Source organism: Hyphomonas sp. ske169 (genome assembly GCF_056850855.1).
Map to the genome: position 1 here is coordinate 3,448,264 of NZ_CP096146.1, position 24,543 is coordinate 3,472,806.

Sequence of the window (24,543 nt, forward strand, 5' to 3'; positions counted from 1 at the left end):
AGAAGGTAAGGGAGGCGGCGAGCCTGTCGCAGAAAATGACAGGCTCGCCGAGCTGCACAAGACCCGCTTTAGAAGCGGATCCGTGTTCCGACGAAGAATTCTCGTCCAACAACATCGTTCAAAGGAGAGATGATGTTGAGTGAACTACCATTATCCAAGCCAGTCGGAATAACTGGACCTAGGTCGTCAAAGATATTGTTCACACCGCCATAGATCCGGTACTGATCATTTTCGCCCCAAGTGTAGGACATGAAGACCCGGTGGAAGTCCTGACCATCGACTTCGAAGAAGCGGTCATCATCTGGACTTGGGTCATTTAGCAAGTCATCGACGCCGCCGCCTATATAAGTGGCCGTATAGCTCGCGACGAAGCCGTCTAGTGAATAACGCAAGCGCAAACGCCACTCGTCGTCGCCATCGCCAATCTCGCCTAGTGGAGAGGTCGTCAGTTGAGTGTCGCCAATCCCGGTGAACGTCACCTCTTGATCGAGATAGTGAGTATAGCGGAAGTCGGCATTGAAATCGCCAGGCACACTTGGGATCTCGAAATCATAGAGTGCGCTGACATCGATACCGGCAACTTTTTCCTCATTTAAGTTTTCTTGGAAATTGATCACTTCGGTGACTTCACCTGTGACAGGGTTTCGTGTGATCACATCGCAGAATCGATTATTCGGGAAGTCCGCCGATGAGTAGCAAAGGTCGACCGTGTTTTGGGTTGAAATGGAGGTAATCGCATCCTCAATTTCGATTTGATAATAGTCCGCGATCACCGTTAAATTCGGAATGAAGCTCGGTTGATAGACTGCACCAATAGTGAATGTGTCGGCCGTCTCTTCCTTCACGTTTGGATTGCCGGAATTGGGGCCGTTGACTGATCCTGGTGCATCGAAACCATCAACCGGATCAAACAGTTCTGGGTCTGCGAAATAGGCTTGGATCCCAGCTTCTGAAAGACAGTTGGCTGATACGATCGAGAGGTCAGCATTCTCTCCGCCGTCTCCATCGGGTTGATCAATCCCGGTTCCATCTGGTTGCAAACCTTCGCACGGATCAGCGAGACTGTCAGAGTCTTGCCGTGGTGGCGAGAAGAGCTCGGTTAAGCTCGGTGCACGTTGCGAACGTGAGTATTGGGTTCGGAAGCGAATGTCCTCAAAAGGAGACCAGACGGCGCCCACATTATAAGAGAAAATCGTTCCAATCGTGTTGTAATCACCAACACGCGCTGCGCCTTGAAGGTTGAGTTGATCAGCGATGATCGGAATATCAATCTCAGCGAACCCTTCCACAACTTCATAGTCTGAGACGACACTTGGGAAGACCGCAAGCGAGGTCACGTTAATATCATCCGTGGTTGGATCGCCATCCAAGCCGCCAATTTGATCACCATCAGGATCGCCGACCGTATCTTGCTCTTCGCGCCGGAATTCAGCACCTGCCGCGAACTTCACGTCGCCTGCTGGGATTGTGAATAGATCGCCAGAGACGAAACCGCCTGCCGTATACTGAATTCGCTCTTGGGTCGCGTATCCATTATATCGAATATAGTCGGCCGCTTCTCTGGTGATCGTATTCTCGCCAAAGATATTGATCGGCACACACCCATCTGCGCGCGCGTCGGCGTCAGCACATTGGAAGCCGCCATTGCCATCGCTTTCAATATCAAGCGCACGCTGGGCGTTCACGTGATTATACTCATTCGGATTGTACTGGTGCTGCTCGAATTTGCCGTAAGTCGCGAAAAGCTCCCAATCCAGATTGTCGTTGAACTGCCCTTTTAGGTCGGCAATCGTTCGCAGAGTACGACGATTGTTTTGACGCTGCTGCTCCCCAAGTTCGACCAAACGGCGATTGAACGAGACTGAGCCAGAGCGGGTTTCTTCCACTTCCGGCGGAATGAAAGGATGATCCGACGCTATGTTGCCGATGGTCGATTCATTAAACAGGCCAAATGAGTCAGACCCATTCAGCGTCTCGAATCCATTGGCTGTCACAGAGTCGATCTCGGAGTACATGACCGTGACGCTGCCTTCCAGTTCCGGAGAGAATTCATAGCTCGAAGTTAACGCGGCATTGAAGAGTTCGCGAGAGCCATTCAGCGCGCGACCGGGGCGGAAGTTGTAACCATCAAAGTCGGTGAAAAAGTCCGATCCAGCCGGGCGATTTGAGGGGCGTAGCGACTGGTCATTGAACCATTGGCCGTTTACGAACCATGCGTCGCCTTCGAATGTGCCGCCAGGTGTTGAGCTGCTGAATGAGGGGACAAAACAATGGCGTTCTGTATCGACGCCACCACAGCCGGGAAGGTTGATTTCGCCTGTCCAGCCATCGCTGCCTGTCGACGGGATTGGATCGTCAAACTCAACAGCGAGAATAGATTCGGGGCGCGAGTCATCCGCGCGGATCATGTCCTCATCGCGATAGCTAATTGCGAAGAGGAAATAGCCTTTTTCATCGGCGAAGTGTTGGCCGACCCGTCCGTTGATTCTAATTTCATCGCCGCCGCTTGCTTCAGGAGCGCTGTATCGTCCGTCGACTTCGAAACCGTTGAAGTCATCTTCCAAGAGAAAGTTTGCAACACCAGCGATGGCGTCAGAGCCATAGATCGCTGACGCGCCGCCTGTGGTGACTTCCGTTCGTTCGACGAAACCAATTGGCAAAGTAGAGAGTGATACGCGGTCTGCATTTCCTGAGTTCGAAACGGCGCGTTTCCCGTTGATCAAAACCAATGTGCGATCATCGCCAAGACGACGAAGATTGATGGTCGAGAGACCGCTGGTTTGAATAAAGAAGTTTGAGTTTGTCGGGGAGACGGATTCTGACACGCCGGGAATCTGCACCAGCGCTTCCGCAAGATCAGTCGTACCAATCTCTTCCAGGTCGGCTGCGCCAAAGGTTTGCAGCGGGATAGCAGATTGCGCGTTGGTTCGCTGAATGCGCGTGCCAGTGACAACAATTTTGTCCTGCTCGAGCGTTTGCTCAGTTTCAGCATCTGCACTCGTCGTGATGACTGGATCGCTTTGTGTTTCCTGCGCCAAGGCGACGCCGTTTACGGCAAATGCGGTCAATATCGCTCCGCTCGCGGCACTCAGTAATTTAGACTTTAAGGGGTTCAATTCAGCCTCCATGTTACACCTGTTTCCACTTGTGCAGTGACGGGGATTACTGGCTTGACATCAAATTCTAAATTCGAAAATGTTGATGCGTAAATTGCAATGCATTGATAATGAGGTGATTTTTTGGAGCTCAAATGGCTAGAGGACCTCGTGAGTGTTGTTGAAAAGGGACACTTCGCTCGCGCAGCTGAAGCGAGAAATATCACGCAATCGGCGTTCAGCCGTCGTATCAAAGCGCTTGAGATCTGGGCGGGAACTGAATTATTGGACCGCTCTCAACATCCGGTGACCCTCACCTCAGCCGGCCGAAACTTCATCTCGCATGCGCAGGACATCATCCGATTGGCGAATGAGGCTCGCACGGAGACGATGGGTTTTTCCCGCCTAGCAGAAACGGGTGTGACGATTGCTTGTCTCCACACACTCGCGCTGTTTCATGTCCCTTCGCTTCTGGCTGAGTTGAAGAATACAATTGGAAGTGTCGAAGCCACGATTGTCGCTGAGACGCGCACCGTCGAAGAATACCTTGAGAGCTTATTTAGCGGCGCGAGCGACTTCTTTATTTGCTATCGGCATCCGGCATTTTCGTTTGATATTGATCTTGCGCAGTTTCCTCGCTTAGATATCGGCTCTGATCGCATACTGCCCTACATCAGACGAGAGGATTTTCGCGACGATTTGCTGGAGAAAACGGGTCCAACAATTCCCTATCTAGAGTATTCGGGGACCTCTTTTATGTCTCGGGTGGTGGACCATACCGTGAAGCAAGCACCGTTTCGAAAACGCCTAAAGTCGGTCTATCGTGGAACGCTCGCAGAGAGCCTTTGTACCGCTGCGATTAATGGTCTTGGAATGGCCTGGTTGCCGGAAAGCGTTGTCGCCTCAAATCCGCGATCGGATGCGTTGAGATGCGTCTCTGTCGAAGCGCCAGAGCATATGCAGATCAGTATCTTCAGCGCCGCAAACAACAAGCGCCCGATCGTTCAACGAATTCTGGCGCACTTGCGTGAAAAAGGGGCGCGTTAGATGATCGAGCTAAAAAGATGGCTCATCCGCGGGCCATTTCGATCGTCCGAACGTGTCTGAAGCCCTGAGGATCGAGCCTGAGGTCACGCGAGGGGAATAGCGGCCTTCTATTGTGTCCGCGCAGAAATCGAGGATGATAATCAAAATAATCATCGAAGGATGGAATGCGGAGGTCTCAAAATGAAATTGGATTTTGCTAGCACAGCCTTGCTTGCGCAGCTCGCGGCAATGGGCGGGCCGGGATTTCATGAGATGTCGCCCGAGGAAGCGCGGCTCGCGGGCGCGGGGATTTCGAACAGCTATCCGCCGGGACCGGACATGGTCTCCGTTCGCGATGAGATGATCACGGGTGCTGATGGCGCGTCTTTTCGGGCGCGTATCCTAATTCCCAACGAGACCCCATGCGCAGCGATTGTCTATTATCATGGCGGCGGTTGGGTCCTGGGAGATATCGACCAGTACGATACGCTCGGTCGTCAAATGGCGGCGCGTACAGGGGCGGCGGTCATCCTTGTCGACTATCGGAAAGCGCCGGAGCATCCTTATCCTGCCGCTGTCCATGATGCTTGGGACGCGCTGAAATGGGTGGATGAGAATATCGGCTCAATTGCGGGCCAGCCTGTACCAATCATTGTTGGCGGCGATAGTGCGGGCGGTAATCTTGCAGCCGTCGTGGCGCAGAAGGCGAAGGCTGAGAATGGGCCAGACATTTCACTGCAGCTGCTCGTCTATCCCGTCACTGATGGAGCGATGGACACAAAAAGCTACGCTGACCCGGACAATCAGCTGCTGCTGAATACGCCGCTAATGGAATGGTTCTGGGATCACTATGTGCCCGATAAGACGCGGCGATCTGAACCTGAAGCCTCACCGGCGCGTGCGGACGATCTTTCCGGTTTGCCGCCAGCTTTGGTCGTGACTGCGGAATATGATGTGCTCCGTGATGAGGCGGAGGCCTATGGCGAAGCCCTCCAAGCCGCAGGCGTGCCAGTGACGATGAAACGGTTTGACCGGCAGATGCACAATTTCTTCGCCATGCCCGGCATGCTGCCCGCCGCCGCGACGGCGCTTGAATATGTCGGCCAGCAAATCGATCGACATTTGGCCAAAAGCAGCGCGCTCGATGTTGTGATTGTGGGAGCCGGCTTCGCAGGCATGTACCAGCTTCACAAGCTGAGACAGCAAGGCTTGAAAGCGCGAGTCATCGAGAAGGGCGATGATGTCGGCGGGACCTGGTATTGGAACCGCTATCCCGGCGCGCGCGTCGACATTGAGAGCATGGCTTACTCCTTCTCTTTCGATGAAGAGCTGGAGCAGGAATGGACGTGGACGGAGAAATACTCGCCGCAGCCGGAAATCTTGAAATATGCCCAGCACGTCGCTGATCGGTTCGACTTGCGCCGCGATATCTCATTCGAAACGACCGTCACGCGCGCTTTGTATGATGAGGATCATGCGCGTTGGAATGTCTATACCGATAAGGGCGAAGTGATTTCCGCTCAATATTTGATCATGGCAACAGGCTGCCTGTCGGCGATTAAGACTCCTGACATTCCAGGCGCGGATACATTTGCTGGCGACACCTACATCACCGGTATGTGGCCGCATGACGGGGTCGATTTCACTGGCAAGAAAGTCGCTGTGATCGGCACCGGCTCTTCGGCGATCCAATCGATCCCACTGATCGCGGAGGAAGCCGATCAGCTGACCGTCTATCAGCGCACGCCCGCCTATTCGATGCCGGCCTTTAATCGGTTGCTTGAAGAAGATGAGATCAAGCAAATGAAGACGACCTATCGGGCTTATCGTGAAGCTCAGCGCAATCATCTTTCTGGGATCCCGCACCCGCCGCGCAACCTCATGCCAGCAGCGTCAGAGACCGATAATGAGCGAAAGGATCGGCTGGAGTCGGCTTGGGAGAGCGGCATTCTCACGGCCCTGTCGTCGTCCTATTCGGACGTGATCACCGACGCATCCTCGAACGACATGATTGCCGAATTTGTACGTGATAAGATCCGTGAGCGGGTGAAGGATCCCGAACTCGCTGAAACCTTGGCGCCAAAATCCTATCCATTTGGAACCAAGCGACCGTGTCTAGATACCAACTATTACGAGACCTACAATCGAGACAATGTGCGCCTGGTCGATCTGCACAAAACGCCGATTGAAGAGATCACATCCACGGGTGTCCGCACCAGCCAAAGCGATGACGCTTATGATGCCATCGTCTTTGCGACTGGGTTTGATGCCATGACCGGCGCATTGGAGCGGGTCGATATTCGCGGCAAAGAGGGCATGGCTCTGCGCGACAAATGGGCGGACGGCCCGCACACTTATCTGGGGCTTTGCGTCGCGGGGTTCCCGAACCTATTCACGATCACAGGGCCATCCAGCCCATCGGTTCTTAGCAATATGATCGTGTCGATCGAACAACATGTCGATTGGATCAGCGATTGTATCGCCTGGATGCGTGAGAACGAGCATACGACCATCGAGCCGACTGAGACTGCCGAAACAGAATGGGCAATCCATAATGAGCAATCGGCGAATCTGACTTTGTTTCCGCAGGCCAATTCTTGGTATATCGGCGCCAATGTGCCGGGGAAACCACGCACCTTTATGGCCTATGTCGGCGGCGTAGATGTTTATCGCCAGCTTTGCGATGCGGTTGCCGCGGACAATTACCAAGGATTTGAAACGGCATAGGTCAATCCAGGGATCGATTTATTCATGCGCGGGCGCTCGCATTCTTGCTTGTGTCTGCCGCCGCGTACGTGCTCAAATATGGTCTTTTGGGGCGCTGTCAAAACCTCAAAAAAATCTCAAATGGGGAAAGGTGGCTTGATTTTTGGATCGAGTTCCCGACTAACTTCATGAAACTTGATTGCTCGCACTCTCATTGGGTTAGGGGAGGAGCTCGCGCGATTGGGGGACCCGCCTAAAACGGCTTATCGCGTAGAAAAAAATGACGACTTATAGTTTCGACGAATTCTCGTTTAACTGCGACACGCTCACGCTTCAGAAAAATGGTGTCGATATCTTATTGCGCCACCAGCCGGCGAAGCTGCTCAAACACCTATTGGAAGCGGCCCCAGGCATTGTTTCCAGGCAGACCTTACAGACTGAAATTTGGGATGACGGCGTTAATGTAGAGTTTGAGCAAAGCCTCAATGCGTGCGTGAATCAGCTCCGATCCGTGCTTGGCGATCAGGCCCGCAATGCGCGCTTTATCGAGACCTTGCCAAAACGGGGCTATCGTTTCATCGCCGATATTGAGCCGGTTATCGAAGCTGAGCCGCGCCGAGTGCATCCTGGATGGATGGCCTTTGCTGCTTTGGCTTTGGCAGCGGTCTTGTTGCTCGCACTGGTCTATCCTAGAGCGCCCGATACCGACCCGGTCTCGATCTATGTCTCACCGGTGGCAGTGGATTTTCCAACCAGCTCTGAAGATGAAGACGCGATTCAGTACGCGCTACGGGTCGGGATTGTGGAGCAATTGATCCGTTATGATCCCGAAAGCTTCCTCGTCATCAATGGCGAGAGCCTTTGGGAAGACATTTCGCAGGGCGCCGATGATGACCGCAATTACCATGACTATTTGCTTTTATTGAATCTGCGCAGGTCGGATCAGAGTTATAGCGTCGATGCCGTTTTGTCTGCGCCCACTCGAGCGGTCGAACTCGCGCGCACATCCATCGCGCTAGAGCACTTGTCACCAGATGCTTATGCTGAGACGGCTGAAGCTGTGTCTGAATGGGCGGCAACCACGATTCACTCTGGCGCGAGCCCAGTGGCGAGGCCAGATCCAGTACTTGAGTATAATACCGCGTACTATCGAAACATACTCAACGGCCAACGCGCCTTGCGCTTCGCGAACTTTACGTCTCTCGTTGAAAGTATCGATTGGTTCGATAAAGCGCTGGTGATCTCGCCGCAATCACCCGACGCCTTAGCCGGTAAAGCCATTGCGCTCAGCATGCTTGTTGATAGCCGTGGATATCCACGGGACGAAACCTTCGCAGAGATAATTGATATTGCAGATGCCATCGAGCGCAATTCAGGGATCCATCCGCGTGCACAACTCGTCAGAGGTGTCGTCTATCTTCACCGGGATTGGGATATCGAGAAAGCCAAGGCCGCGTTCATGCGCGCCTCGCAATTGGCGCCAGGAGATGCGCTCATTCATTCTTGGAAGGCGACGCTTATGGCCGTTGAAGGAGACGTTGCGGGCGCACTGCAAGTGTCGAGTGTAGCGGTCTCCATGGATCCGATGGCGCAGGCGTCCAACTCCGACCGGTGTTGGCACCTAAATGCGGCAGATCGGTTTTCTGAGTCCGTGCAATATTGCGACTGGGCGCTCGAAATTGATCCGCACAATGCCTTCAATCGACTGAGCCTCGTCTTAGCCTTGCAGAAGTCGGAGCAGCCGCAACGCGCGACCGAAGTCCTACAGCCGCTCATAGAATACGTTGGTCAGAATTATGACGGAGGGGCGCCCGAATTTGTGAAAGACAATCCACGTGAGAACCTGCGCGATATGTATTGTCACTTGGCCGACGTTTTGGAGCCTCGCACACAAAAAGGCGGAGCATCAGTTTATCTCGTTGCATCATTTTGGGCGATGTGCGGAAATTATGAGGTGGTTCCCGCGCTCCTCCAGACCGCCACTGATAATCGCGAGATTGGTATCCTCTATTACAAACTCGACGCGCACTTTGATGAATACCGCGCATCTTTGATCGGTCGGCGAGCTGACAATTCTCGCTTTCCCGGCGCAGACTCCCGGATGCCTTGACCTCCAAGTCTGACCTGTCGCGTAAATTCGGAATCCACCGCACTCTGTCGGGTGTTGATTGCAAGTAAACGCCGCAAACCCTGCCGTTGAACATCTTTATTAGGTTTATTTGAGGTCGTTTACTTTGCTGCAACGTCAGCAATTGGCGCACCTCTTCTCCCAATGTCTCACCGAATTTTTTCAAGACTGGAGGAGAAAGACCTTGAAAAGACCTATGTTGAAAAGACTCGCGCTCGCGAGCACGATACTCACGGCGATGAGTTGCGCCCCGGCGCTCGCACAACAAAGCGATGACGTTGATCGCGTTGAAAGCGCCGAAGCAGAAGATGTGGCCGTACAGGAACGTGTTGTCGTCACCGGATCCAGGCTGCGCCGCGATGAATTCTCATCCATCTCACCTCTACAAGTGGTCGATGCCGACGAGGGGCGTGCCATTGGTATTATAGATGTAGGTGACTTGGTCGCGCAGTCTCCTGCAATCACAGGAGTACAGTTTGATGCCTCGACAAACGCAGGATCCCCTACGGCCGCGGTTGAAGGCATCTCCGAGGGCGGGGTTGGCTCAAACAATATCGCGCTCCGCGGCTTGGGCGCGTCATCAACGCTCGTCTTGTTGAACGGACGGCGTCTTGGACGCGCGGGTGTGCGCGGTGCGCCAGTTGCGCCAGACATCAACCTGATCCCAAGCGCGCTCGTTGAGCGGGTCGACATTTTAACCGATGGCGCATCGTCGATTTACGGCTCTGATGCTGTCGCCGGTGTTGTAAACGTGATCCTGCGTGACGAATTTGAAGGTTTTGAGATTGCTGGAAACACTACTTTGCCGTCCGAAGAAGGCGGTGAAGAATTGCAACTCAGCTTCATCGGCGGCGCAAAGGGCGACAAAGGCCACTTCATGGTCGGCGGTGAGTTTTACAATCGCACGGCTGTGCTCGCCGGCAATCGCTCAAACTTCAATGATTGTTTGCGGGATATCGAAGTTGGCACTGATGGCGAAGTTCGCTCCGTCTGTCTTGATAACCGGCCGGACAATGCGGTCCTCGTCGCCGGGACTGGGTTCGTGTTCAGCACACCAGGTACGACAGATATTGGCGTGCCAGGCTTCTCGACCGGCGGCGCACTGCCGCAGAATTTTGCCTTCACTGATACTTTCAATTTGCAGGACGAAGAACGAAACACGCAACTGCTCGAAGGCGTTGAGCGCTATAGCCTGTATGCGAATGGCGAATACTCAGTTGATCTGTTCAGCCGCGACACGCTCTATTTCGAAGGGGCATACTCCAATCGGAGTGGCATCAGTCGCCTAACCAATGAGCAAATTTTCCCTGGCGTTCCAGCCCTTATCCCGCAGGAAGACGCGAATGGCAATTTGCTTGTGAATGCGGATGGATCTCTGCAACTCTTTGACAATCCGCTTAACCCGTTCTCAGCTGACGCTTTGCCAGTGGTCTCGACTTTAGGGCTGTCTCAGCGCCGGACGGCTGACGTGTCGAATTTCCGAATTGTCTCTGGATTAGAAGGTGACCTCGCGCTGCCGGGGTTCAAAGAGCGCAACTGGGTTTACGACTTCTATGGCAGTTATGAGCGCAGTTATGGCGTCGCGTCGCAGCCTGTCTTGAACGAGTTTGCTGCGCGAGAGTCTCTCGACACGTTGAGATTAAACGCAAATGGCGATCCGGTTTGTGGTTTGGAGCGGACCGCTTTGACGTTTGGCTTCCTGACCCCGTCGAATTGCGTCGTTGTCGATTGGTTCTCGCCAACACTGTTCACAACCGAAGGCGGCAATAAACGTTTTGCCACACAGGAAGAAGAAGACTTCTTGTTCGGAGATTCCATCAACACAACTGAAATCGAGACCGGGATCATTTCCGGTGTGGTGACCGGTGATGTCTTCGAAATGCCAGCAGGAACCGTCGGCTTGGTCCTTGGGGCCGAGTTCCGTGAAGAGCGGATCAATACGATCAATGATGTTGTGCGAGTGAACGGCCTAGGGGCGTCCGAAGTTCCAGACATTGAAGGCAATACAATCGGGCGAAATAGCCTCTGGGAATTGTTTGCCGAAACGGAAATTCCACTGCACGAAAAGGTCAATATCAACCTTGCGGGCCGGTACTCTAATACCGAGCTTTCAGGCAATGAGTTCACTTATTCGGTCCGTGGCGACATTGCGCCAACCGACTGGTTCAGGCTTCGCGGTACGGTCGGAACCACATTTAGATCGCCTGATTTGCGCGCTTTGTTCCTAGCAGGGACTGTTGGAACCATTGGCGGGGGGAATGACCCGTGCCGTGTGCCAACGGTTGCGAACAATGGCGGGGTCTATGACCCAACCGAAGATACGCGGTCGCAGATCGTTCTCGACAATTGTGTAGCCGATGGCGTTGATCCAACTGCCTTGGGACTTCTCGCTACGACCGGTATCCCGACCAATGCAGGGGGTAATCCAAACCTTGCACCGGAGACGTCTGAGACGTTCACAACTGGCTTTGTGGTGCGTCAGCCTTGGACCGATGATTTCGACTTCGATTTCTCGGCGACATATTTCAAAATCGATATCGAGGACCGCATCCTGCCAACCAGCGCGACAACCATTCTGACGCGCTGCTATAATGACGAACCGGCCCTTGGCAGCCCATTCTGTGACTTCATCACACGAAACCCTGGCAACCCGGCGCAGGCGACAATCAACCGTGTCGATGTGCCATTCATCAATATCGGACAAGTGACGTCCGAAGGGGTGGATCTGAACGCTCGGTTCGGCATGGACATCGACTCGATCCTCGACGGCGCGCGGTTCAGCTACAATCTCTCAGCGACGCATTATATTGAACAGCTTGAGCAGATTTCTGCCGACGATCCAGGTGATGATAATATTGGCGAAATCGGCAGCCCAGAATGGCAAGCCGTTGGAACCGCGCTATTGGATTACGGCAACTGGACGGGCCGCTGGCGCACACGATACATTGGTGAAACGCAGCAAGATGATAGCGATGCGTTCACTGATCCGGCTGATCAAAGCACAACCCGATCAGCTTGCGGAATTCTGGGAGCGTCTGTCGCTTGCCGGGATGTCGACTTCACAGACAGCTATTGGACACACGACCTGTCCCTCGGGTACTCCACAGGTTCGTGGTCAGTGACAGTCGGCGTGCGAAACCTGTTCGATGAGGAACCTCCAATTATCGATCAGGGTGAGGGTCCCTCGCGACTCAACATTGTAACGCAGTCAGGCTACGACCTTATCGGTCGGCGCGCCTTCCTAAATGTTGCGAAGACTTTCTAGAGCCCCTCGCATATGCACAGATGACGGCCCTCGAAAGGGGGCCGTCATTTTTATTCTGGAGATTTTGGCGAGACCAGTATGCAGACATTAAAGTTTCACCATGTGGGTGTTCCGACGGCTCGAAAACTCCCCGATCGGGATTACAGCCCGCAATTAAAAATGCATGGCAGCGGATATTTCGACACGCCTTATGGCGTCGAGTGGCATAATTTTGATCATGACAACCCACTGCCTGAAATCATACAAACCAAACCGCATATCGCATTTGAAGTAGACGATCTGCGAGCCGCCATCGCGGGTAAGGAAATTGTGCTGCCGCCAACCCAGCCAGCTGAGGGCGTGCAGGTCGCGTTCATCCTAGATCGAGGCATCTTAGTCGAGCTTCTGCAGTTTGATCGCCCCGCGGAAGAGGTTTGGCCGCATCCCAATAAGTTCAGGATCTAACAACGATCATTCCCGATTCTAAGCTTGCGTAAGCGGTTCCATATGGTGATGGTGCAGGCTTGCAGCATTCAGAGAGCCCAAGATGATCAAATTTTCCCGTTTCAAAAACCTTGGCTTTCAAACAGCGGCCGCGGCGGCACTCCTGCTCGGAGCTGCCGCGTGCACCACATCTCAGCCGCCCAGCCCGACCGACCTGCATGCCAGCGTGCTGGTCCTGGATGCCCATTCTGATATCGTCTTACCGGAAACTTCGCCGCTTTATCTCGGAGCAGATGGAACGTCGAAAGTGGCCATCGACAAGCTGGAAGCAGGAGGGGTCGACGTCGTCATCATGGCGCTCGCGACGGGACCAAAACCGCGGACGGCAGAAGGTCGCGCAGCCGGGGCTGCTGAGATCGACGCCAAGCTTGTTGCCATTCGAGCGCTCGTTGGCGCAAATTCTGAGCGGGTCGCATTTGCTGAATCGCCAGATCAGGTTCAATCGGCTCAGGATAATGGGCAGGTTGCCGTCATTCTGGGCTTTCAAAACGCGCTGGGTCTGGAGCGTAACGTGTCGCGGATCGATGAGCTCTATGACCAAGGCGTTCGTGTCTTCGGACTGACTCATATGGGGCATAATGATTTTTCTGATTCCTCGCGCCCGCTCTTCAATGGCGAGACGGGCGAATATGAAGTGACCGAAGAGCATGGCGGCTTGTCCGAACTTGGTCGCCAGGCGGTTCAACGCATTGATAGGCTCGGCGGGATTGTCGACGTGTCGCAAATGTCAAAGGCGGCAACGCTGCAAGCCATCGAACTGACCGATACGCCGATTATCGCTAGCCATTCTAATGTGAAGCAATTGTCGAATGTCACGCGCAATCTCTCAGATGAAGAGATTGACCGAATTGGTGAAACCGGCGGTGTGATCCATATCGCGGCGTTCAGCGCTTATCTCGTCGATTTATCCGATCCCGACATGCTCGAATCTATTCGCCAGGTCCGTGTCGACGCGGGCCTTCCCGAGACATACTCCTACCCATATGAGCTCTATTGGGAACTTAAGAATGACGAAGAGAAACTGAGCTTCCTAACCAATATGCGCGCGCTTGTCGGGCGTGAGGATGTGGCGCGTATGGTGGATCACATTGATTATGTCGTTGACCGTATCGGCATAGACCATGTCGGCATTGGCACAGACTTCAATCATGGCGGCGGAATTGCTGGGTTTGCAGAAGCTGATAGTGCGCAAAGCGTGACCGAAGAACTTCTCCGGCGCGGCTATTCTCCGGAAGAAATCGAAAAAATCTGGGGCGGGAACTTTATGCGGGTTTTTGGGGTCGCTGCGAGCAAATAGGGGTTGCCGGTTCGGTCGGGGGTCACGCGTCTTTTAAAGTGATTTGAACTTTAACACCGCCTTGGTCTGAGTTTCTCAATTCCAAATGTGCTTTGTCTCCGAATGCCGCTTTCAGACGTTGCTCGACATTTGTTAGTCCTAAATGCGGACTGTCTGAACCATTTGAGCTCTCCAGATCGGATAAGCCTGGTCCATTGTCGGAAAGCGTGAGTTCGACGCCTCCGGTCCGTTTGATGGCTTGAAAAGTCAGCACCGTCGGATCCATCCGTTTGCCAACAGCGTGTTTGATCGAGTTCTCGAAGAGGGGCTGGAGCAGAAGAATGGGAAGCTGAAGATTTAACAAGTCTGGTTCGACCTCAAACTCGGTGATCAACCGGTCGCCAAATCGGATCTTCTCAATCCCGAGATATGAGTCGATCGCATCGAGCTCTTCTTCCAAGGAGTGCAGCATCTGAACGTCGTCATTGAGCGACAATCTGAGGAAGTCGCCAATGCGTGCGAGCATCTCCATTGCATCGTCTTTTTTGTTGCGCTGAACGAGGGCAGAGACGGAGTTTAGAGCGTTCAAAAAGAAATGCGGATTGAGTTGATATTTGAGCATTCTAAGCTGCGACTCGCGGAATAGGGACTCCGCTTCCAAACGTTTCATGCTTTCCGATTGTGCTTTTGCTTGAGCGGCTAATGTTAGGGCTTGGGCTTCCGCTGCTATCCGTCTTTGCTCGATCGATTGGCGGTAATATCTAAACGCGTGGTATGAGACGGCCCAAGCGACGAACACGATCACCGATACATTGATCCACCCGCCCCAATCGGAGAAATAGATCGTTTCGCCGGTTAAGAAGGTAAAGGTCGTAATGCGCCACGCCGTCCATGCCGCGGCCGCCGCGAGGACGGCGGATCCCACGATGATCAAGCGCGGCGCAAAATTGCGTTGCCAGACTGATCGAGCGACGAGCCGGATGGGGTGGCTTAAGAACATCCCCGCAATCGATTGTAGGACGCTGTGTACGAGCGGCGCGAACTGACCCGGCGTGTACCAGATATTGAGACTAAGCGTGTTGAAGATTGTCAGCGCCGCCCAGCCGCCCAGCTGAAACGCCCAATACTGCGAGATGAGCGGGCTGCGTTGTGTCTCAATTGCCATAGGTTTTGAATCCATGACGCAGGCTCCTAGCAGTCGCCATCAGTTTTGTGTAGTTGATGACAGACACGAACAATGTGCGCGGCAGCACCGCAGAAGGCAAAGAAGGGTCAGAACTGAATGCTAAAAGCTGTAATCTGTGATGATGAGCAACCCGCTCTGAACTTGCTTGCAGATATGCTTTCGGAGACAAATGACATCAAGCTGGTTGCGAAATGCCTGACGGCAGAAGACGCACTATCGGTTATAAATTCTGGTGGAATTGACATCGCCTTTTTTGATGTTGAGATGCCGCAAATTACCGGCGTCGATGCTGCAATCCAGATCACAGTGGAGCCAAAGCCACTGATTATTTTCGTGACCGCCCACGCTGAGTACGCAGTGGATGCATTTGGTGTTGATGCGGTTGATTATGTTCTCAAGCCTCTGACCAAGAGCCGAATTGAGAAAGCCGTAGAAAAGGCTGTTCGCCTGACGCGTCTTATCGAAGAAAGCCAGCAAGGTGCGGCTGGAACCGAACAGACCCAAGGTGGATCCGACGCAGATGAGTTCGTGACGATTAAAGATGCGGCATCGGTTTACTTCCTGCCATTGAAGGAAATTGTCTGGATCGAAGCGGCCGGGGACTACTCATTGGTGCATAAAACGAGTGGTGAGATTGCGATTAGACGCACACTTTCGTCTCTGGTTGATGAGCTTCCCGACACACGATTTAGACGAATCCACCGCTCTAGCATCGTCTCGATGGAGCGGATTTCGGAGATAAAACGGCTGGCGAAGGGCGAAGCGGAGCTGTTCATGGATAATGGGGCATTAGTTCGTGCCAGCAGGAGTTACCGCCCTGTAATTAAAGAAATTATTGCGCGACAATCGTAAGAAAACCCTCCGAAATGAGTGCAATTGCCAGCGCTGTCATCGTCCATTCTATCGCAGAATAAGCCCCATTCACCGCAAAATTGTTGAGCGGGCCTGACGCTTATTGTCTTCTCATGGTGGGAGGAAAATAAGAGAATGACGCACGTTCGAAATTGGACGCTTATTGCGAGTGTTTGTATTTTTTCCGGAATTCTATCGGCTTGTTCGCCAGCGAACGGCAACACACCAGATGCGAGTGCTTCGAACACTGTTGAAACAGTGGATGTGAGCGCAAACGGCGCGGGTGTGGCAGCGGCCGAATCCTTCGCCTGGCGGACCGTGTTCCTGGACGACTTCGATGGCGAGGAACTTGATCGCAGCAAATGGGCGCCCGAAGTCTCATGCTGGGGCGGCGGAAACAATGAGCGTCAATGCTATACCGACCGTACCGAAAATGTTCGGGTCAGCGACGGTTACCTGCATCTGATTGCGCAGGAAGAAGAATTTACAGGGCCCTTGTATCCTGAAGGTATGCCGGGTGCGCCGGGCGGGACAGCGACACAGCCATATACGTCCGGCAAAGTTCGGACACGCGGATTGGCGGCGTTTAAATATGGCCGGATATCAGCGCGCCTAAAACTGCCTGCCGGGCAGGGCACATGGCCGGCCTTCTGGATGATGTCAAATACGGATGAATTAGGCGGCTGGCCGCTCTCTGGCGAAATTGACATTATGGAAGCGGTCAATCTCGGCACCGATTGCGAGGAGTGTCCCGGCGGTGTTGAGCGACGATCGTCTGCGGCATTGCACTTTGGAAAAACCTATCCGGACAATGAATTCCTGTACCAGAAGATAAGCGGTGAACGCGTCCCTGGTCCATCTGAAGAGTGGCGGGTTTATGCAGTCGAGTGGGGCCAGACGGCGATCCAATGGTCGGTCGATGATGAAGTCTTCATGCGGATTGAGCATGATGACTGGTACACTGCCTCGCCGGAAGCGGATGGGCGACCGTACGCGCCATTCGATCACCCGTTCTATGTCATGCTCAATTTCGCGGTGGGGGGAGCGCTCTCGGAGAATTCAAATGGCGCCGGGTTTGATCCGGCGTCATATCCGAACGAGTTGCTCGCTGATTGGGTGCGCGTGGAACAATGCGACGGTGATGACGAGACCGGGATGGCCTGTTTAGCAGACGCGAATTGGACCGGAGAATTGCTCGGTCCGGAGGCGCAAGCCGATGAATAATTCCGAAATATTTCTAATGAAATCACAACCTTGGGAGGTTTAAATGAGGTCGAGTGAACAGAAAAGAGCCTTTAATTTAGGGGTGCTGCTATTAGGCGGCGTCTCTGCGTTTGCGTTGGCGCAACCCGCCATTGCGCAATCAGACGCCGATAGCGATGGGCAAGTCGAAGAAGAAGCACGACAAGATGTTGTCGTAGTGACCGGTATTCGCAAAAGCCTTCAGGCGTCATCCGATATCAAGCGCGACGCGCAAGGTGTCGTAGATGCGATTACCGCCGAAGACATGGGTAAATTCCCAGACACCAACCTCGCAGAGTCTCTGCAGCGGATTTCTGGTGTTTCGATTGACCGTGCAAATGGTGAAGGTAGTCGAGTGACAGTTCGGGGCTTCGGTCCAGACTTTAACTTGGTTCTTCTAAATGACCGCCAAATGCCATCTGCGTTTTTGGAGTCCGGCGCGCCGTCTTCAAGAAGCTTTGATTTCGGTAATCTCGCTTCAGAGGGCATCGCAGGCGTTGAAGTCTACAAAACCGGCCGAGCCGATCTTCCAACTGGCGGCATCGGGTCAACGCTAAACATCAAAACCGCGCGGCCGCTTGATGCGCCTGGTCTGAAATATTCAGTCGGCGTCAAAGGTGTGATCGATAACTCCGTCACGTCCTTGGGCGATGACTCGATCACACCAGAAATTTCTGGGATCTTCTCGAACACGTTCGCAGACGACAAATTCGGTATTGCGGTCGCGGCAAGCTACCAAGAGCGCGAGTCTGGTGTCGCACAGTTCGGCACAACCAGTGGCTGGCGCGGCGCTTATCTCGGGTCGGAAAACAATTGGGGGACGCTACCGCAACCACCAGCCGACACACAGGTCACCAATCGTCCGGGGCCGGATGATGTCTATTCAGTGCCTCAGAACGCTAATTACAGCCTGACCAACACCAATCGCGAGCGGCTTAATGCTCAGGTCGCGCTTCAGTATAGCCCGGTCGATACGCTGACCGCGACGCTCGACTATTTCTATTCTGAGAACAAAGTTGCGACGGAAAAATCAGACCTGTCTGTCTGGTTCAACCACGGTAACACAACCAGCGCATGGACAGATGGTCCGATCGCCAGCCCACTCTCCTATTTTGAAGACTTCGGTGATGGCGGCTCCGACCTCTCTATGGGCGGCGCGAAATTCGGAACCGTTGGCGAAAATGAGTCGATCGGTTTGAATCTCGCATGGGAACCCACCGAGCGGTTGAGCGTTGTGTTTGATGCGCACTCTTCATCAGCTGATTCTGGTCAAGACAGCCCTTATGGAACAAGCTCGGTTATCTCGACAGCTGACTTCCAGCTGCGATCTCAAGGTATTGATTTCACAACAGCGTTGCCTTCACTTTCGCTTGGCTTCCAGTCTCCGTTCACGGACATTGATCCAGCGCGGATGATCGCAACAGGGAACGTATTCTCAAACAGCTTGATCAAGACAGAGATTGATCAGTATCAGCTGAATGCGAGCTATGACTTCGATGCGTCGATTGTCAGCAGCGTTGACTTTGGTGTTTCTTCAACCACCAACAAAATTCGTTCGGCCTTTGCGAATGCGCAGAACGATACTTGGGGCGGTGTTGCGACGGCGGATGATCTGCCGGATGATATTTTCCGCCGGATCGATCTGGCTGGAAACTTTGACGAGTTCGATGGCGCAGGTGTCACGCAGCAAGACTTCCTTGCAGTTGACTTTGATCGCCTCGCGGCGGTTATCGATACGCCGACATTTGGATCTGTTTGTGGCGGCGACGGAATTTGCCGCTCCGACGATTTCCTCATCGATCGCAAGATTGAAGAGGAAAGCCTGGCGGCCTTCTTCCAGGTGAATACTGACTTTGAAATCGGGGCTATGCCGGCATCGCTTGATGCAGGGCTTCGCTATGAGCAAACCGACGTTACGTCCCCATCGCAAGTCACGGTTCCGACTGGCACTCAATGGGTTGCTGCGAACGAGCTCAGCTTGCTTGGCCTGACGGACGAAGCCAATGTCGTGACGCAAGAGTTTACTGGTGAGTATGATTACTGGCTGCCAGCGATCGACTTCCAGCTTAATCCACGTGACGATGTCATCTTGCGGGCATCCTTCAGTAAAACGCTCACGCGTCCTGGTTATCAGGATATTGCGGGCGGGCTCTCAGTGGACCAACTGTTCCGCGTCGATGGCGGCAATGGAATTAACGGCAACACCAATCTACGCCCGTTCACGTCGGAAAACTTCGACCTGTCAGCAGAGTGGTATTATGAAGATGGCGGCTCTTACGTCTCGATCGGCTATTTCCGAAAAGACGTTGAAAACTTCATCGCCCAAGGCGTTGTCACTCAAACCCCATTTGACGTTTACACGCCGATTGGTGGGGCACGTTATCAAGCCGCTGTAGCGGCTCTGGGAACGGAAGATGGCGCTGCGATCCGCCAGTGGATCTTCGAGAACTCAGATCCGTCCACGTTCGAGATTACTGGAACAGATTCAGCTGGTAACTTTACCGGCAACATCTTTGGCGTGGCAGGTGAAGATCCAGTTGTGAGCTTCAATATCGCAACGCCAGTGAACGAGCGCGACGCAACCGTCGACGGGTTCGAATTTGCGATCCAGCATTTCTTCGGAGAGACCGGGTTTGGTGTGATTGCCAACTACACAATCGTCGATGGCGATGTGGAGTTTGACAATCTGCTGGTGCCATCAAGCGGCGATCCGCAATTTGCGATTACCGGATTGAGCGACAGCTACAACTTGATCGGTTTCTACGACAAGAACGGCATCCAGGCACGGATCGCGTACAATTGGCGCGATAAGTTCCTGACCTCGACCGTTGGTGTCAGCGGTACGCCGAACAACCCGCTCTATCGTGAAGACTTCGGTCAACTCGATTTCAACGCGAGTTACGACGTGACCGACAAAATCACGGTCTTCGTCGAAGGTATCAATATCTTGGACGAAACCAGCCGCACGGTTGGTCGGACATCCGGCTACGTCAATTTCGCGACCCAGACAGGATCGCGTTACAATATTGGCGCCCGTTATACATTCTAAATAGCGGACTGCACCGGCCAGAGTTGCATGCTCTGGCCGGATGCATTTTTTTAAACAATACTGAACGCTGACATCGCTATTTCATTTGGGAAGGCGCCTGTCGGGAGGTCGTAGAGTTAAATGTCCACGCTGAAGCATGTCGCGATCATTGGCGGGGGGACTGCCGGTTGGATCACCGCAGGTATTCTTGCGGCAGATCATAGATCACATGCGCCAGACGGACTGAAAATCACCCTCATTGAATCGCCTGATGTGCCGATAATCGGCGTCGGCGAAGGGACATGGCCGAGCCTACGCGACACGTTGCAAAGGATCGGGATTAAGGAAGGCGACTTTCTCCGCGCCTGCCAAGCAAGCTTCAAACAAGGCTCGCGCTTCGATGGCTGGGTCGATGGATCAGAGGCCGATCATTATTATCACCCGTTCGATGCGCCACCCGGCGAAGACGATTTAGATCTTGCCAGCCTGTGGCGATCTGCGGGTGGGACATCGTTTGCAGACACGGTTGGGTCTCAGTCCACATTGTGTCGCAACGACCGCGCCCCGAAACAGGTTCAAACCCCGCCTTATGCCGCTGTCGCGAACTATGCTTACCATTTAGATGCGCCGGCGCTTGCTTCATTGCTGCGGCGGCATTGTACCGAAAAATTGGGCGTGGAGCTGATCTCCGCGCATGTCGCCAAAGTCGATATTTCAGAGCGCAGTGACATCGCGCGCGTACATACCGATAGCGGCCAAAACATTGCCGCCGATCTCTATGTTGATTGCACTGGCGGGCGCGCGCTTCTCATCGGCGAGTCACTAGCCGCACCCATCACGGATGTATCTCATATTCTGTTCAATGACCGCGCGTTGGCATTGCATGTGCCGCATACCAATCCAGCAGCGTCCATTGCCTCTCAGACCAATGCGACGGCGCTTACTGCGGGTTGGGTTTGGGATATCGCGCTGCAAAATCGGCGGGGGATTGGCTATGTCTTCAGCTCAGCGCATACGAGCGAAGAGGAAGCGCGATCGGAATTCTCGTCATATCTGAAGCGAACGGCTCCGGATTTCCAAGGCGATGTCAGTTCGGCGCGCCTGCTTTCATTTAAGTCAGGGTTTAGAGAAACCCCTTGGGTAGGGAACACGGTCGCGATCGGCATGGCGCAAGGATTTGTCGAACCGCTAGAAGCGTCTGCGATTGTCATGATCGAGCTGTCGGCTGCGATGTTGAGTGACACGCTGCCGCCAAGCACGGCGCTGCTTCCAGCTTGCGCAAAACGATTCAACGAAAAATTCGCCTATCGCTGGCACCGGATCGTGGATTTCCTGAAGCTGCACTATGTCTTAAGCCGTCGGTCTGAGCCTTATTGGAGCGCGCACCGAGATCGAGCTTCATGGCCCGCGCGCTTGGTCGAGCTGATGGAGATTTGGCAACATATGCCGCCATCGCGAGAGGACTTTCCCCAATCCACGGAGATCTTTCCGGCTGCAAGCTACGCCTTCGTCCTGTATGGGATGGGCTTTGAAGCGCCATCGCGGCCCTATGAACGGCGCAAAGATCTTGCTGAGCGCGCCCAACGTCGCCGGGCAGAAATTGCTGCGCGGACGCAACAATTACTGGCCGGGCTGCCGAGCAATCGTGAATTACTCACCCAATTATGTGACCCCAAGATTGCAGGAGCGGCTTAAACTATGCCACTGACAGCCATGTCTCCTGATCTTGTTTCCATGGCGCGTCCTGTTGCTGAGCGTGTGATCCCCAGATCGGCGGCGGCCGTGAAAGAGATCAGCGAGTCCAAAGTGCCGCTTATCCTACGTGGCTTTGTTTCAGACTGGCCAATGGTTGAAGCCGCCCGTCAATCGGGAGATGCGGCGATCAGATATCTCAAACAATATGATACTGGCGCCGTGGTGCCGGTCTCCGCAGGTCCGGCCAGCTTGAAAGGTCGCCTGTTTTACAATGACGACTATACCGGCCTCAACACCGATCGCGGCAACGCTAATTTCGGTACGCTATTAGATCGCGTCCACGCGCATGGGCAAGACCCCGAAGGTCCGGTCATCTACATGGCCTCGATGGGATTGGACGAATGCGTCCCAGGCTTTGACGAGGCGAACGCGATCGATTTTGGGGAATTCAATCCGGTCGCGAGCATTTGGATTGGGACCCGCACGCGGATTGCTGCACACAATGATTTGCCACTCAATATCGCCTGCGTCGCCGCTGGCCGCCGCCGGTTCACGCTGTTTCCGCCCAGCCAAATTGAGAACCTTTATATTGGGCCATTTGAGCTCACGCCCGCGGGCCGACCGATAAGTTTGGTAGACTTTCACGACCCGGATCTGGAACAGTTCCCGCGGTTTCGGCAGGCCATGGAAACCGCCTTGATTGCCGAATTGGAGCCCGGCGACGCGTTATTTATTCCCTCCATGTGGTGGCATCACGTCGAAGCCTTGAGCGCGGTTAATGTGCTCGTCAATTATTGGTGGCGGACCGTGCCATTGCATCTCGGTACACCGCAAGACGTGCTGATGCATGCGATGATGACGCTCCGCGATCTTCCGCCGGAAGAGAAACAGGTCTGGCGCGAGCACTTTGATCATTACGTGTTCGGGGACACCTCAGAGCGGTTTGACCACGTGCCGCAGCATGTTCGCGGCATTCTAAATCCGATTGATGAGACTATGACCAAACGGGTGCGGACCTTCCTCCGGCAGCGCTTAGACAGATGAGATGACCCATGAGTGAGACGCAGACCAAAAAGACCAAAGTGGTGATCGCGGGTGGCGGCACGGCGGGGTGGATGACCGCCGCGGCAATGGGCAAAGTATTGTCCAAAGTTGCCGACGTCACACTGGTCGAGTCCGATGCTATTGGCACCGTCGGTGTTGGCGAGGCCACGATCCCAACCTTGCTGACTTATAATCAACTGCTAGGCATCGACGAGGCCGAGATGATGCGCCGTGTCCGCGGCACGTTCAAGCTCGGAATCGCGTTTGAGAACTGGACCGATGTCGGTCATCGCTACATCCACTCCTTCGGGATTACGGGACAAGATCATTGGACCGCTGGCTTCCAGCACTTTTGGCGCCGCGGCGTGAAAATGGGAATTGCCCGCGAGTTCGGTGACTATTGTCTCGAACTCATCGCGGCGGAAAAAGAACGGTTTGCGCATCTGCCAAAGCTTGGTCTCAACTATGCCTATCACATGGATTCATCGGCCTATGCGGCTTTCTTGCGAGAGATGGCTGAGCAACATGGCGTGGTCCGCAAAGAGGGCCGAATTGTCGATGTTCAGCGTCACGAGGATGGCGATCTGGCAAGCCTGCAACTGGATGATGGTACGGTTTTAGACGGCGACCTATTCGTCGATTGTACAGGTTTTCGCGCGCTCCTCATCGAAGGGGCCCTTGGCGTCGGTTATGATGACTGGTCACATTATCTGCCTTGTGATCGAGCCATTGCGGTGCAAACAGAATCTGTCGGACCGCCACGCCCTTATACGCGCTCGATCGCACATGATGCTGGGTGGCGATGGCAAATTCCGCTGCAGCATAGAACCGGCAATGGAACGGTCTTCTCGAGCCGGTTCATGGATGAAGAAACGGCGCGAACCGAATTGCTCGAGGCCGTTGAAGGCACCTGCTTAAGCGAGCCGAGATTGATCCGGTTTTTGACAGGAACCCGCCGCCGCCACTGGCATCGCAATTGCGTCGCCATTGGTCTCTCAAGCGGGTTCATCGAGCCGCTGGAATCGACCAGTATTCACCTCATCCAGCGGTCTGTATGGCGTTTGATGCGGATGTTCCCCACTCAGGGCGTCAGCCAGGCGGATGTCGATGAGTTCAATGCTCAAACCTTCTATGAGCTCGAGCATATTCGAGATTTCATCATCCTGCATTACAATCTGACCCGCCGAAACGATACGCCGTTCTGGAACCATGTCCGGACCATGGACGTGCCAGATAGCCTGCAGCATCGCTATGATCTGTTCCGAGAAACGGGTCGCGTGTTCCGCGCGAATGATGAGCTGTTTGCCGAAAATTCCTGGACTCAAGTCATGCTGGGGCAGGGCATTATGCCGGAAAGCTATCATCCTGTTGCGGATATGATGAGTGACAGTGAGATACGAAACTTCCTCGCTCATATTATCGAGAATGTTCAAAAAACGTCTGACGGCTTGCCGACGCACCAAGCCTATATTGATCGGTTCTGCAGTTCTGAGGCATTGCCCGCCTGACTCGTGCCC

At 54.0% G+C, this 24,543-nt stretch carries 14 protein-coding genes; 12 read left to right on the forward strand and 2 right to left on the reverse strand.

Annotated elements, in window-relative coordinates; genetic code table 11:
• Nucleotides 1-68: 68 nt before the first annotated feature.
• Nucleotides 69-3,068 carry a TonB-dependent receptor plug domain-containing protein gene (locus MY069_RS16810; RefSeq protein ID WP_482794941.1) on the reverse strand — a complete coding sequence of 1,000 codons (3,000 nt, stop codon included), beginning with the start codon at nucleotides 3,066-3,068 and terminating at the stop codon, nucleotides 69-71.
• 171 nt (nucleotides 3,069-3,239) lie between these two features.
• On the opposite strand from MY069_RS16810, the gene MY069_RS16815 reads away from it, so the two are divergent.
• From MY069_RS16815 to MY069_RS16840, 6 genes are all read left to right on the forward strand, one after another.
• Nucleotides 3,240-4,142, forward strand: a complete 903-nt coding sequence (locus tag MY069_RS16815) for a LysR family transcriptional regulator (RefSeq protein WP_482794942.1) — start codon at nucleotides 3,240-3,242, stop codon at nucleotides 4,140-4,142.
• A gap of 180 nt (nucleotides 4,143-4,322) precedes the next feature.
• The gene (locus tag MY069_RS16820) at nucleotides 4,323-6,848 is read left to right on the forward strand and encodes an alpha/beta hydrolase fold domain-containing protein (protein ID WP_482794943.1); all 2,526 of its coding nucleotides are present in this window, start codon (nucleotides 4,323-4,325) and stop codon (nucleotides 6,846-6,848) included.
• 259 nt (nucleotides 6,849-7,107) lie between these two features.
• On the forward strand, nucleotides 7,108-8,937 hold the full coding sequence (locus MY069_RS16825; RefSeq protein ID WP_482794944.1) for a winged helix-turn-helix domain-containing protein: 1,830 nt from the start codon (nucleotides 7,108-7,110) through the stop codon (nucleotides 8,935-8,937).
• 214 nt (nucleotides 8,938-9,151) lie between these two features.
• A complete protein-coding gene (locus tag MY069_RS16830) occupies nucleotides 9,152-12,220 on the forward strand; it encodes a TonB-dependent receptor domain-containing protein (RefSeq protein ID WP_482794945.1) in 3,069 nt (1,022 codons plus the stop codon).
• A 78-nt stretch (nucleotides 12,221-12,298) separates the two neighbouring features.
• On the forward strand, nucleotides 12,299-12,664 hold the full coding sequence (locus tag MY069_RS16835; RefSeq protein WP_482794946.1) for a VOC family protein: 366 nt from the start codon (nucleotides 12,299-12,301) through the stop codon (nucleotides 12,662-12,664).
• Between the two features lie 82 nt (nucleotides 12,665-12,746).
• Nucleotides 12,747-14,000, forward strand: a complete 1,254-nt coding sequence (locus tag MY069_RS16840; RefSeq protein ID WP_482794947.1) for a dipeptidase — start codon at nucleotides 12,747-12,749, stop codon at nucleotides 13,998-14,000.
• Between the two features lie 22 nt (nucleotides 14,001-14,022).
• Here MY069_RS16840 and MY069_RS16845 read toward each other — a convergent pair whose 3' ends face one another.
• On the reverse strand, nucleotides 14,023-15,159 hold the full coding sequence (locus tag MY069_RS16845) for a sensor histidine kinase (protein WP_482794948.1): 1,137 nt from the start codon (nucleotides 15,157-15,159) through the stop codon (nucleotides 14,023-14,025).
• Nucleotides 15,160-15,261: 102 nt separating this feature from the next.
• Here MY069_RS16845 and MY069_RS16850 point away from each other — a divergent pair, with 102 nt between their 5' ends.
• The 6 genes from MY069_RS16850 to MY069_RS16875 all read left to right on the forward strand — a co-directional run bounded on the left by MY069_RS16850 (nucleotide 15,262) and on the right by MY069_RS16875 (nucleotide 24,534).
• A complete protein-coding gene (locus tag MY069_RS16850; protein ID WP_482794949.1) occupies nucleotides 15,262-16,017 on the forward strand; it encodes a LytR/AlgR family response regulator transcription factor in 756 nt (251 codons plus the stop codon).
• A gap of 135 nt (nucleotides 16,018-16,152) precedes the next feature.
• On the forward strand, nucleotides 16,153-17,241 hold the full coding sequence (locus tag MY069_RS16855; RefSeq protein ID WP_482794950.1) for a glycoside hydrolase family 16 protein: 1,089 nt from the start codon (nucleotides 16,153-16,155) through the stop codon (nucleotides 17,239-17,241).
• A gap of 43 nt (nucleotides 17,242-17,284) precedes the next feature.
• Nucleotides 17,285-20,308: a TonB-dependent receptor gene (locus MY069_RS16860; RefSeq protein ID WP_482794951.1), complete on the forward strand. Its 3,024-nt coding sequence runs from the start codon at nucleotides 17,285-17,287 to the stop codon at nucleotides 20,306-20,308.
• Nucleotides 20,309-20,428: 120 nt separating this feature from the next.
• On the forward strand, nucleotides 20,429-21,982 hold the full coding sequence (locus MY069_RS16865; protein ID WP_482794952.1) for a tryptophan halogenase family protein: 1,554 nt from the start codon (nucleotides 20,429-20,431) through the stop codon (nucleotides 21,980-21,982).
• A gap of 3 nt (nucleotides 21,983-21,985) precedes the next feature.
• Nucleotides 21,986-23,026, forward strand: coding sequence for a cupin-like domain-containing protein (locus MY069_RS16870; RefSeq protein WP_482794953.1), 1,041 nt, complete (start codon nucleotides 21,986-21,988; stop codon nucleotides 23,024-23,026).
• Between the two features lie 8 nt (nucleotides 23,027-23,034).
• Complete coding sequence (locus tag MY069_RS16875; protein ID WP_482794954.1) at nucleotides 23,035-24,534, forward strand: tryptophan halogenase family protein; 1,500 nt, start codon at nucleotides 23,035-23,037, stop codon at nucleotides 24,532-24,534.
• The last annotated feature ends 9 nt before the right edge of the window (nucleotides 24,535-24,543 follow it).